At 44.0% G+C, this 12,298-nt stretch carries 11 protein-coding genes; 2 read left to right on the top strand and 9 right to left on the bottom strand.

Annotated features, from left to right (window positions below; all coding sequences use genetic code 11):
* Positions 1-16 precede the first annotated feature (16 nt).
* Both R7Z50_RS14535 and R7Z50_RS14530 read right to left on the bottom strand, forming a co-directional pair.
* A complete protein-coding gene (locus R7Z50_RS14535) occupies positions 17-1,489 on the bottom strand; it encodes a tetratricopeptide repeat protein (RefSeq protein ID WP_079324398.1) in 1,473 nt (490 codons plus the stop codon).
* Between the two features lie 146 nt (positions 1,490-1,635).
* Entirely contained in the window at positions 1,636-4,125 is a 2,490-nt protein-coding gene (locus tag R7Z50_RS14530) for a phosphoadenosine phosphosulfate reductase family protein (RefSeq protein ID WP_053409840.1), read from the bottom strand.
* Positions 4,126-4,262: 137 nt separating this feature from the next.
* Here R7Z50_RS14530 and R7Z50_RS14525 point away from each other — a divergent pair, with 137 nt between their 5' ends.
* Positions 4,263-4,631 carry a hypothetical protein gene (locus R7Z50_RS14525; protein WP_053409841.1) on the top strand — a complete coding sequence of 123 codons (369 nt, stop codon included), beginning with the start codon at positions 4,263-4,265 and terminating at the stop codon, positions 4,629-4,631.
* Positions 4,624-5,214 (top strand): hypothetical protein, encoded by a 591-nt coding sequence (locus R7Z50_RS14520; RefSeq protein ID WP_079324396.1) that lies wholly within the window; start codon positions 4,624-4,626, stop codon positions 5,212-5,214. The genes R7Z50_RS14525 and R7Z50_RS14520 overlap by 8 nt, the downstream gene beginning before the upstream one ends.
* A 95-nt stretch (positions 5,215-5,309) precedes the next feature.
* Here the strand turns inward: R7Z50_RS14520 and R7Z50_RS14515 are convergent, their stop codons facing one another.
* The 7 genes from R7Z50_RS14515 to R7Z50_RS14485 all read right to left on the bottom strand — a co-directional run bounded on the left by R7Z50_RS14515 (position 5,310) and on the right by R7Z50_RS14485 (position 12,114).
* On the bottom strand, positions 5,310-6,065 hold the full coding sequence (locus R7Z50_RS14515) for a hypothetical protein (RefSeq protein WP_053409843.1): 756 nt from the start codon (positions 6,063-6,065) through the stop codon (positions 5,310-5,312).
* 51 nt (positions 6,066-6,116) lie between these two features.
* Positions 6,117-6,935, bottom strand: a complete 819-nt coding sequence (locus R7Z50_RS14510) for a PRTRC system ThiF family protein (RefSeq protein ID WP_053409844.1) — start codon at positions 6,933-6,935, stop codon at positions 6,117-6,119.
* 16 nt (positions 6,936-6,951) lie between these two features.
* Positions 6,952-7,716 (bottom strand): hypothetical protein, encoded by a 765-nt coding sequence (locus R7Z50_RS14505; RefSeq protein ID WP_053409845.1) that lies wholly within the window; start codon positions 7,714-7,716, stop codon positions 6,952-6,954.
* Positions 7,717-7,823: 107 nt separating this feature from the next.
* The gene (locus tag R7Z50_RS14500) at positions 7,824-9,209 is read right to left on the bottom strand and encodes a hypothetical protein (RefSeq protein WP_053409846.1); all 1,386 of its coding nucleotides are present in this window, start codon (positions 9,207-9,209) and stop codon (positions 7,824-7,826) included.
* A gap of 105 nt (positions 9,210-9,314) precedes the next feature.
* Positions 9,315-9,536 (bottom strand): hypothetical protein, encoded by a 222-nt coding sequence (locus R7Z50_RS14495; RefSeq protein ID WP_017190476.1) that lies wholly within the window; start codon positions 9,534-9,536, stop codon positions 9,315-9,317.
* A 20-nt stretch (positions 9,537-9,556) separates the two neighbouring features.
* Positions 9,557-10,141 (bottom strand): hypothetical protein, encoded by a 585-nt coding sequence (locus tag R7Z50_RS14490; protein ID WP_053409847.1) that lies wholly within the window; start codon positions 10,139-10,141, stop codon positions 9,557-9,559.
* A gap of 128 nt (positions 10,142-10,269) precedes the next feature.
* The gene (locus tag R7Z50_RS14485; RefSeq protein WP_053409848.1) at positions 10,270-12,114 is read right to left on the bottom strand and encodes a ParB/RepB/Spo0J family partition protein; all 1,845 of its coding nucleotides are present in this window, start codon (positions 12,112-12,114) and stop codon (positions 10,270-10,272) included.
* Between the last annotated feature and the right edge of the window lie 184 nt (positions 12,115-12,298).

The following is a 12,298-nucleotide window of genomic DNA, read 5'->3' as shown; positions in this document are numbered from 1 at the left end:
CTGAACAGCTGGGCTATTAATGATCACAAGCGTTTTTAACATCGAAAGACCCATTTTTATGGTAGGTATCGAGTTTGCGCTTTGCGCGTATATCACCTAACTCATCTGCCTTTTTGTACCACTCCAAAGCTTTGTTGGTATCTACGATTAATCCTAAGCCTTGTTCATACATAAAACCTAAATGGTATGCCGCCGAGGATATATTTAAGTCTGCAGCTTTATGGTAGTACTCCATTGCCTTTGCATAATCAACAGGAACGCCAGCACCTTTCTCATAGACAAAGCCTTTTTGGAAAATCGCATCCGGGAAATTCATCGATATTGCCTGGTCGATTAGCTGATTTGCGCGGTCATAGTCCTTATCAATACCGGTTCCCGACTTAAGTCGGAGAGCAAGACCAATCATAGATTTTGGGTCACCCAACTTCGCACCTTCTTCGAAATGCTCAACAGCTTTTTTAAGATCTACACCTGGTCCAAATGACGCTAGATAGAAATCTCCAGCGTACCCATGAGCTAATGGTAAGTTTTGGTCCAGCGCCTTCTCGATCAATTTAAAAGCCAGTTCGTTATCTGGTTCAATACCAAACTCTTTATAGTCGTTAAAACCGGATAGGGCATTACCTAATAAAGCCTGAGCTCTCGGATTGTTGTTGCCAGCAGAAATTGACAAAAGCTCTGTCGCTTTTACTGGATCGGTTTGTATGTCATGGTCATCGAGAAGTATTGTTGCCAACATAACTCTTGCTGAATCATTGTCGGCCTGTATCGCTTTCTCTAATAATTTGATAGAGGTAGTTTTGTCGATTTTAGTACCTAGCCCAATATAATACGCGTTGGCAGCGTCAATCATTGCTAGGGCATCACCTTGATCGACTAGAGATAGGTTCCATGCTAATACCTGCTCTTGACTTGCAAATGCAGGCTCACTTTTAGCACGCTCTATTAGCCAATGAATTGCTTTGGAATTCCCTTTATTTGCGGCTATTTGATAGTAATGTGATGCCTTATCAACGTTCTCTGGTACGTTAATTCCCAGCTCATAGAAATTAGCAAGGATAAGAGTCGCATCTAATGACCCCAGATCAAATGCGACGTTATAGAGTTTTAACGCACGATCAATTTCGGGCTTCCCGCCAATGGCTCCCATTTCCAGTAGTTCAGCAAGTTTGATAATGGCCGTGGTATTGTATTTTTGCGCGGCTGCGCTGAAAGCTGAGTATGCTGCGAAGTAATTGTTCTCAGAGAGGGCATTATTACCGATGTTTAATAAATCTAATGGGTCAGGGTGCTCGTTCAGCATGATTAGGGATGACTGAATCTCTTCATCAGTTAAGAACTCAGTTGCCGGTGGCAGACTGGCAGACGCAGTATCCTGCAGTTTGTTTGAAGCTGTAGGACTTAGAGTTTTATCGGAATAGCCGTGATAGCCAACAAAAGCCGCACCTAATGCAATTGCTAGGAGCGTAATTTTAATAGGGCGCGTCATGACCCCTCCATTTGATTGTTACAATTCAGTTGCTAATGTAAACGTTTGTTTTTTATTGAGCGGATGATAACTACTGCTATTTAGCTGGGGTTGTTTGATTGCATAGCACCTTGGAAATAGAAACCAAGGTGCTTTTGGTCGCGGTATTAAGCGGCTAGAAAAACAGATAGGTCCAATTCAATTTGGTCTTTTTCATGAACCTTGATGACGATATTTCTATCCTGCGTACAAGATGATTTATGGCCACCACCTTTATACCAACCGGTTAGTGACGCTTTGCATCGCTGAATGCTGTCTCGAAGCTCTTGTTTGAACTGGGCAGGTGCAATCCGGGCGTAATCAGCAAGATGATCGGAATCGAAATGATCAAAGTTTCCAGATTCAAGGATAGTTAACCATTTTTCATTCATCTCTAATTGATGCTTGTAGCCTTTCTGAATGTACTTTTCAGTTTGAATCTCACGTAGAGAAGTGATCTCATTACGAAGGCCGTTCAGCACCTTTAAACGACGGGGAAGCTTGTCACTGTTAAGGTTTCCTGAAATGGTATCAACTTGAATCTCAGCATGAATGCTGGTGGCCATGACAAACAGAGACTTGAATGACTGTTCGTTGTGGCGCTGCATCGAAATTTCTTTCTTGAGGCTTTTGGCTTTTGCTGCCAATTTCGGATTGGCTTTAGCCCAAGCTTTACGCTTCGCAGCGATTCTCTGTTCTTTTTCTTCTCGAATAGCTTCGAGCTCTGCAGCCTTGTCTTGTTCAATTTTCAATTCTGCAGCAAGTACTTTGTACGCCTTGTTATCAAGGATTAAACCCTGATATTTAGGGTTGTTGGCAATCTCTTCCATAGATAGTTGGCCAGTTAAACCAAGCGTGTGGTAGGTCTGACCGCGTTGAGCCATTTCGTGATAGCGTGCAGCCTGACCTTTTCCTAGTTGTACAGCACCAAAGCGAAGTAAATATGCAGCCGCGTAATAAGGCGTGTAATAGCCGTCATGGGCTTTTGGACGAAGCCGCGTGTACTCTTCGTTGACAATGAATCGCGCTGAATCGATGTCGACATCAAACAACTCTGATTCAACGTAGTCCACAACACGTCGTAAACCTTCCTTAGTACTCACTAGGCGGTGAGTTTGGTCTTGGTGACTATCAAAGTAAGCGAATTCCGTCATATTGTCGCTTAAACCATCAAGGCCAGAGTTGTCACCCCATTCGCCAACATGCAACCAAAATGGTGCTGGTTGGGGAGTTTTAGGGGTGGCGACCATGCTATCTACTTCTTCTAGCAGCTCAAGCTCACCATCTGTATAAACCTGATGCCATATATCAAGCGCTTCAAATGGGCGCTTCTGGAAGTGGTGTAGCGACCAAAGCATCTCGATAGCAATCAGTTGGCGTTCATCAATGATCTGGAATTGTGGCTCTGACATACGCAGGTTGTATTCTGTCTCAGGTAATGTGCCGTTAAGTACCTTCTGCTTAATTTTGGCAGCTCGTTTTTGTTCAAGATAATCGAAGCTAAGAATCGCGTGTAGAAGTCGTTTAAGAACAGCAGGTGAGTATACGTCCGGCTGAATCTTAATGTACCCGCCGATGTTAATTGTTCGGCCAACAGGATGACGCATATCCCAGTTGTAACGCGTAAGCTCAAGAAAGCGCTGTACGCGGTTCAAGCCCGTCATATAACCATAACGTTCTGGATCAGTTTCAAGCAATGTAAGCATAGATTTATCAGCTGGAGAGGCGAGGCAATATACGCAACCATGACGACTGCCACACGAGCTTTGTCCAGCTCCACCGTCTGTATCAGTATCCGCTTGGAAAACTACGCATTCACCCGCGCCGCTATCGCGGTAAATGTCGACCGTCTGGTAGTGGTCTTCAAGGTAACTTGGTAGCACTGAACTTGGGCGGTTACCCGAATAGGTCAGGTACTCCCACACATTAGCTGATGACCAAGTTTTTATAGGGTATAGAGAATACTTGTTACCTGATTTACTGATCTTGATGTCATCACCACCCATTTTGGCGATGTTGTTTTTGCGGATAGTACCTTCCAAGTCACGAGAGCCAAGAAGCATGATCAGTTTTGCTTTCTGCTCTTTCGACATCAATTTTGTATGTTTAGAAACAACTCGGTTAGCGCCAGTGATTTTTAATTCATGGGTACACTGACGGAATTTTGATGAAACAAAGGTTGGTAGGCCACGACCACCAAGAACGCGAGAAGCCCATGTAGAAGATAAGCTAGGGTGTGCAATGTAGGTCACTAAAGGAAGCGAGTTTTCCATAATGAAACTATCAAGGCTGTTGATTTTGTTTTGGGCAAGATTACGAATTTCAGGGTTATCAATACCTGTATCAACATGCACCAAAAAGTGGGCGTTTGAAATAGCTTTACCTTCACGCTTAGCACGCATTAACGCAAGCAAGAATAACCCTAAAACAGTCTCACTGTCCTTGCCTGAGCTGTACTGAATTTGGTAAGTGTAGCCTTGTATAAGATAGCGATAGATTGCATCCACTGAACGTAATGTAAGAGGTGTGATTTCACCGTCAAAGTCTATAAGATCTTGTTTCCATGTATCCCATGAATCCAACTCTTTTACGTCGATAGTGTTAACTGCATTAATCATTTCTATTCGCCTTACTCGCTATTTGAATTCCCAAGATACTGCAGAGTTTCAAACGCACAAGAGCGTGGTATTATGGCAATAGAAACATAAAATACTTCGATATTAAAAATAACGTTTAGGTTGATATGAATACATTGATGAAAGTCATCCTCACGGGTGCAATTCTATCGGCTAGTGCTTCTGTGGTGGCTGTTAGTAAAAACGATACAGGGATTACAAAAGTGCTCGCGGATACTGCTGAGTACTTCATGGAACAGTACCCAGAGATGCGAAGGGAATCTGAGTATTTCAATGTCCAATTAGTAGAAGATTTTGCTTTCAAAGCCACGGAATCCACCAGCTTGAAGGAACAAAAAGATGCTTTGGCATACTTGGAGTTGTTCAACAAAGAACTCAAATCCAGATGCGATGAAGGTATAACGGACGAACGCGTATGTGAACGGTTAGTGCATCTAAAAAGTGCAGAATCAATGTTACGACAACTTGCAGCAGCAAAACATGAATAGGTCACTTATGGAATATGCACAGACCACCCATAACTCAAAGTTAATTTGGGTTGGTATGAACGAACTGGCATTCATGGAAGACGCGGCCATACAAGAAAACGTAGCAGTTGGTCCGGTTGTGCAAGATGTTGTTCATACACCAGAGAAGTACGAATTAACGCATAAAATTGTGTATGGCATTTTGCTCGTGAACCGCGATGAAGATTATGAACAATCCTTCCAAAGACTGACTGAGAGCACCAACAGTTTTTTCAGCACCATATGCTCAAATCAGTGCCATACATACCGCTTGGTTGATTTGGTAGTGAAGCAGGATAGTCGGTTAGCAAAAGCGCATAAAATAAAGTTTGCTGCAGTAATTAATGTACCTGGAGACTTTTCAATTCAAACAGGGAATAGACGTCTTTTAACGGGTTTCTTAAGACCTCAGTCAAGCGTTGACCCGGTAACTGACATTTATAATCGTCAGGGGTTAATCCTTCTTACTGGGCAGGAAGATGACCCAAAAGAGAAGTGGAACGGAAAGGGGTGGAAGCAGTACATCAACCTGTCGCGCTTAAATGACTCAATCAAAGACCTTTAGGTGAGTTATAAGACAAAAGCCACTGTAAAAGTGGCCTTTGCTTTAGATATTGAAAATATGCCCCGACAAATTGAAGGCTGGTGGGCGTTCCCGCGTTAGTCTTGATAATGCTCATGGTAATAGCGATGCATTGAGCAACCACCTTTAGAGCAAGGCTTTGTTGATGCAAGACTTGCAAAAGCAGCTCTCGATAAATGAGTGATAATGTCTTCGTGTTGCTCATTCATCAGTCGAAAGCCTGTATCAACGGTTTTTATCTCTTCGAATTCGCTGAACAGGGAAGATAGAACTCGTTTAAACACTTCACTTCGATATTCTAAAGGCACATAGGCTTTTTCTACTGGTACACCACTGATCCCCAGTTTTGGCCCTACAAAGTCAAACATTGACGCTGACATTTTACGATCAAGCATAAACAGGTCTAGAGCCGCAGTACTAAACTCACTGTCTGGTATTGGCTGAGTTGCTTCGTCACTAGCACGTTCACTGGCCGTAGCTTGGTAGGTCAGCAACCGTGACGCAGAATAGGCGTGTCTGCCAATCTCTGCCGGTAAGAACGTCATGTTGGTCAAGTGCAGGAAGTTGTCGTGTCGCTTGATAGAAGTATCAACGTCAGCCCCAACGATGTCAGCGGCATACGACCAGATTGTTTGCACCGAATGAAGTATGACAGTTAGACCATATCGCGCTGCGTGGCGATAAATGGGGTTAGGAACTGGCTCACCATCTTTGAGAATGCTCAGTACAGGGAATTCATCAGTCGCTTGTTTTACCCACGACTCGTAAGCCGCATCAATAGCTTGAGTTATATTCGTGAAGTATTCTCTTGTGTCTTGCTCTCTCTTTTTCATTCATGTTCCTTGGTTAAAGCAAATGCAGGGGCGACCCCCTGCAATAGTTGGTTAATTAATATTTTCTTCTTGGTAGCCATAGAAAGACCACTGCAAAGGATCTACCGGCATTTTGGTAATCTCGGCTTGATGCAAGTCGATGAATAAACCGTGATGCTCAAGCTTTCCGAAGCGAAGTAAGGGAAATAGCAGCATTGAAGCTGCCGCACGTGCAGTCATACCATTGATGCCGAATGTCTGCTTTTGAATGGCTTCCTCGGTACTACATGAAGCGGTATCGACCTCAGTTTTTGCGGCTTCTTCCCATTGCGAACCAAACAACTCGAAAGGCGTTGGAAGTCGTTTTTCACCGTAGAACTTTTGACGACTCGCATTACCGAGCAGGACATTTGATTGATGGTTATCATTGCCCATATCTAGCCATAGAGCACGTTTAACCGAGGTATCAAGTGCGCGACCAATCTCATATCTTACGGATGCTTTATCTACAGCCGTGATTAGTAGGTCATATTCCTCAGTAGCTGCCATTTCGCCAGTGAAGAAAACAGGTTTTGATTTCCAGTTAACGCCACCGAATTGATTAAATCGCGTGATCAGAACATCAGCTTTGTTGTTGCCAACATCGTGTTGCCAGAAGTTTTGGCGAAAAACATTGCTTTGAGAAACAAGGTCACCGTCATAGGCTGTCACCTCGAATCCATCACAACCTAACTTGGTGAGGATCCCGAACATTTGGAAAAGCTCGGTCAAAATCGAAGAGCCAGTGCCACCACAACCTACGAGGGCAATTTTGAGTTTACGGTCTACCCAATCACTAGGGACGTAGAATGTACGAGCTGTGTTTTCGAAGCCAAATTTTGAATTAGTCATATCTGTTCCCTTAGTCTTATAGTTCTTCTAGTACTTTGCTTAGTTTCTCGTATGGATAAAGCTCATTAGCAACATCCACCAGCTCACCTGTTAGGTTTTTACTTTCCCAAAACGCACGTTGGTCGGGGATGTCGTCTGGAAGCTTGATAGCGAGGTTATGCTTAAAACCATCAAATGCACTCATGTACAACGTATCTTGAATTTCTTTGATGTTGCTTGAGCTAAGTTGCTTCGGTAGGGGAGCTGACCCCTGACACAAGTAATGACTATCAAAGACGTTTGCCAGAGGCGCGTAATAAGTCATTGTGTCGAGGGTTGGGCGTTCATCACTTTCTAAGGCAAACACATACAGTGTTTCGCTGTGCTTATTCAGAACAAAGAGCAACGGTGTCCAAGTGACATTACGAAGTGCCTTTGGGTGAGTGCCTGACATTCTGTACCACATCGGGCATTTAGTCGCAGGGGTGTGCCATACAAGCAATCGATCTGATTCTAATAAGACATTTTGAGGGATTAGGGAGTACTTGGCGACTTCCGAGCCTTTAGCTTGTGCTTTGGCTTCTGCTGCCTTTGCTGCATCGTTAGTGTCTTTGATTTTTTCAAGCAGCTTAACCACAGCATCGGTATCAATGATCACGCCACCTTGCATTTGTTCTTCATGGAACTCATGGCGCGTGACCGCGTAACCTCTAGGACTGTCGAAGAACACTAAGCCGAATTCTGGCTTAGGGTCTTTATGTTGGTTATTGATGCTTAAGCGCGGTTCTTTCTGAACTTGCATGGTACTTCTCCACAGTGATTTTGTTGGGTGGTTAGCCCTTGGTTAAATGGGTTGAAGTGGTTAGCCTCAACCGATATTTAAGATGGTATGCTAAGTTTGAAATCGCGCTAGACCGAAGCAAGCAACATCAAGCACTTGTCAGCTAGATGAATGTTTTCGATAGTGCGTAGACCTGTGTCGTTAGCCGATAGGTCAAGGCGAAGTGCGCCACATTCACCGATTGATTGACGGTGCTCGTTTTCTACTTCAAGAGTGTATTTCTCGATGTCGCTACCAGTTGTGATAAAAGCGAAACAATCGATCGGATTATCACTGCCAAGTAACCACGGTGAGTCATATGCTTCATGCCCCAACTCAATGACAGTGCGTAACGCAGTTTTTAGCGCGGCAATACCTTTAACGTCATTTGGATTTAGTGGGTTAGGACGGATTTTATTTACAGTTTCTAACAGTCCCATAGCGTTCATAATGACAGATTGACCGCGATAGAATGGGGTATCTTTCTGATACCATTTCGTTGCTACGGTTGCTTTGTAGTACAAGGCAGCGTTGATAACGTTATGTAAATCAATATATTCATCGTGCGAACCAATAGCTTTGAAAATTAGTGGGTTGATGTCGTTCAACACTTCTTCGATGGAATCTTCATCGCAGCCAGTGATCTTCTGTACTTGTTCAGAAGTCAGGTCAAATACTTTGAAAATTTCAGCGTATGCTTCAAGCGTTCCCTCGGTATCACAATATTCAAGTGCCATCGTTTTAAAGTTCATAAGTGATAGCAGACGCAGGGTTTGAAAATACATTGTGCCGACACTTGGGCTGAATTGGTCTAGGTCGAATGACAACGCTGATACGCGAGAGCAATGCTCAATACGGATGCTTAGGTCATTGAAGCTTTGGTCTAGTTCATCGTAGTCTTCGCCATAGCACTCGTCTTCATCGAGAGTTAAATCAAAACCCCAATTTGATTCGGTCGGAGTAACGTACCAATGGGCAATGTCAGCACGGATAGAAACAGGGGCTTCAAATGCCTTAAAACATGCTTCAATTTTGTATTGCTGATCAGTTAATCCAGTTTGGTAGAAACCAAGTACCTTTTTGCCAAGCTCTTTAGCAGCAGAAACCTGCTTTGTAGTGCCGATAGGAGCTTCTATAAGGTTCTCGATGTCGAACTCGGTCAACATGCCGTGTTTGAGTCCAAACAGCGCGAGAGCTTCCCAAAATGAGGTTTTTTCGATGATGGTATCTTGGTAAACATCTTCGCGTTTATAACCCAAATTATTACGCACACTCTGGCTTAATATAAGCTCTTGCGGCTTAACCGCAGCGTACCAAGGGGCTAATGGCTTAAAGCCACCAGCCGCCTTGCTTGAAGCTTTCTTAACATGCGCTACATTAGCGGTGGAATGTCCTTTAGTTCCATTGATTCCGGTAAGGATGGAGAAAGGTGTTTGATTTTGTGAACCACTGAATTCAACTGATGTATTACGCATGATTTTTCTTCCAATTCAACTTCTTCGACAGAATGATTAGCCATGTTGGTGGCGCACTTATCGCGCCACTGGTTTAACTTCTCTTTGATATTGTCTGCCATGTGCTTAACCGTTTGTTTTCACTGGTGGCGGAACAACAGGTAAAACCATACAACCATTCTCTAATCGCGCATCTTCCTCGTAGATTTCAGTCCAACGTAATTGAGGAAAGTGCTGTGCCAAAAGTCGTTTATTGTCTTGGATTGAACCAAAAGGGTTTGGGAAATCAATCAGTGTATTGCCTAACTTGAATTGCCATTTCAATTCTGGTGTTGCTGTATTACTCATATCTCGGATACCCCTAAACCTTAAAGTGCGCCATTCTGGAAGAAATCAAAGTTGTCGCTCTCAAGTGACATACCCTCGTCATCAGCCTCTACCGCTTCTGGCGCATCTTGAGTTGCAACTGCATCAGTTGGTGCGGTTTCTACCTTATCGGCTTTCTCTGGAGCTTTTGGCGCGGTTTCAGTGGTGTTTTTAGTTTCTACTGCATCTGGTTTTTCAGTTTTTGCAGCATTCTTTTTGTTACTTGCTTTTTTAACCGTAGTTTTAGGGGTAGTTGTAACGGCTTGAGTTGAAGCCTTAGCAGCCGCAGCGTTAGTTTTTACGCCTTTCAGTTGAAGTGAAGCAGGAGCAAAGCCCTCACCAAATTCTGCAAGCTGTTCATCAAAGACCGCATCAACATCTTCTATCTTGCCTAAAACACGCATAGGCGTGGCTAGAGCTGAACGTAGTGTCATCTGTTTGTCGTCTTCAACCTTTGGAAGACAAGCAGCGTTAGAGGTTGGAATATTAACGATGATTACTGCATCTTCGTTATTAGTGTCAATTGTGATGATTGCGCGAGTTTGACCGGCAGCTTTAACTAATTCACATACGTTTTTTAAATTCATTTTGATAATCCACAGTGTTATTGAGAGTAGGGAGTGGTTAGTTCCCGTTGGTTATGTAATTCATACTGAGCGAGTTTCCGCATCGCGCAATAGGGTAAGTTTGGGGAGTGTTGCCACTCCCCGAATGGTTAACGAACTAAGGCAAGGTAGTCAGAGGGTGCGAAGTGTGACCAATCGAATTTGAAGCCCATAACACCGCTAACGATGTCATCCTTACGGTTTTTGAATAACAGAGAGAATGACGCTTCACCGTTGGCAGCTTCATAAGCCTTATCGAATCCTGCCTCAACACACATTTGGTTAATTTGCGCGATGTTATACATGCCAAGGCGTTCTTTACTTGGTTTCCATGCTTCGATTGCGATGCTCTGACCTTTAGGGTTCTTGCCGAGAACATTAATCATCAAATCAGTGTTGGAATTCTTATCTCCAACGGTTGCATGGTGAATGACCGCCTCTGCCATGTATTCTTGGATTTGTTGTAGGCTCAGATCCATAAATGCAAGCACACGGTCATTAAAGCGAGGCCAACGGTTCTTTTTAATCGCGTCAACAGGTGGCTCGTAACCGCTAACGTCACACAAGGCGGCTAGGGCAGTAGCCATACGAAATTGTGGGTCGGTAATTGCAACGCTTGCACTGGTTGCACGTAGAGACTTACGGTAATCCTCTAACACGGCTGCAGATGTTTTACGCTGAACTGGAGCGGTAGTAACGACAACTTCTTCTTGCTCAACGGTGACTTTCTTTTCTTCTGTCGGTTGGTCAGCCACATCAACATTTGAAGATTCTGCCTGTTGTTCCTGGGCGGCAACTTTCTCTTTCTCTTTAGCTTCACGCGCTTCTTTCTGCTTACGTGCTTTCTCTGCCTTTGCTTCTTTCAAAGCACTTACACATGAATTGAAACAATCAGTATCAATACACTGATCTTGAGTGTATTCACCCCATTTCATCGGGCGGTCATCGACTACAGTGCATTTGCTTTCACAACCCATGCATCCGCTAGTGAATTGCTTCTTACCTACCACTTCCTCAGTCACTGTGCGGCGGTCAGATTCTGGTTTGGCTTCCCAAGCAATGACACGACCATACTTTTCTTCCAGTTCAGCTGTGCGCTCGTTGTGTACCCATGCCTGAGCCTTTTCAATAAAGCATGAGGCTTTACTACATTTCGCATCGGTATCGCCATTGCCAAGTAGGTCTAGCTGTTCCCCTGTGTTGTGGATACAGCTGTCACATGCTTTGGTGTCGAAAGGAGCCTTAGCTAATGGGATCTGGCGCTGAGAGGCGCGTAGTTTCAGATTTTTAACTGTGTATTCGGTAGGGTTAGCCAGAATTGCAGCAAGTGTTTTCTCCTGCGTTTCAGCATCAAATGTACTCAGGATCAGTGCGTGACCGAGAGTAAATTTGTTAGTTGGATCAGCTAGGTGGTCCAAAACGTTATCAGTAAGGCGTTTTAGTTGCAGACGTTCGCGGAATGTCTTTTCTGACAGGCCTAGAGCCACAGCAGCCGTAGCGTAATCACCATCATGGTAAGACAGGTAGTTTTGGGCCAGATCAGCTTCATCAACGATCGTGATATTTTCACGGTCGTGGTTTTCAGCAAACATCACCGCCAGTGCTTCACGGTCTGAATATTGGTTTACTACAACTGGCACAGATTCAAGGTCAAAACGTAGTGACATGTCGCGGCGACCATAACCGGCGCACAGCTCTAAGCGGTGTGGGTTATCAACATGAGGACGAACAGACAGGGACTGAATAACACCGTTAGTACGGATACTCTCTGCGAAGTCATCGCTTCGCTCTTTCTTACGGCGTTTGTTGCCTCCAATGGTCAAGTCATCGATCAGCTTTGGTGATACACGTATAGGCGTACCAGATTCTAAAGCGGTGAAGTCGAACTCTTGGCCCTCACGGATAACAACAGGAAGGTATAGCTGTTCAGTTTGTTTTACTTGCTCGGTTTGCATGATGATAATTCCACATAATTGAGTTGTAAGAGTGGTTAGCTCTTTTGGTTACTTCCCAATTCTCTGATTCTTTCCGTAACGCGCAAGTAGCGATTTAAAGGAAAAATATCGAAGGGGATATCTCTATATTTTTCAAAGTTATAGCTTGAATGAAGTGTTTTAGGGGGGGGAGGAATAGATTGAA

Source organism: Vibrio sp. 1249-1 (genome assembly GCF_033340495.1).
Note: the sequence above shows the minus strand (reverse complement) of the source record. Positions and strands in the feature narration are given on the sequence as shown.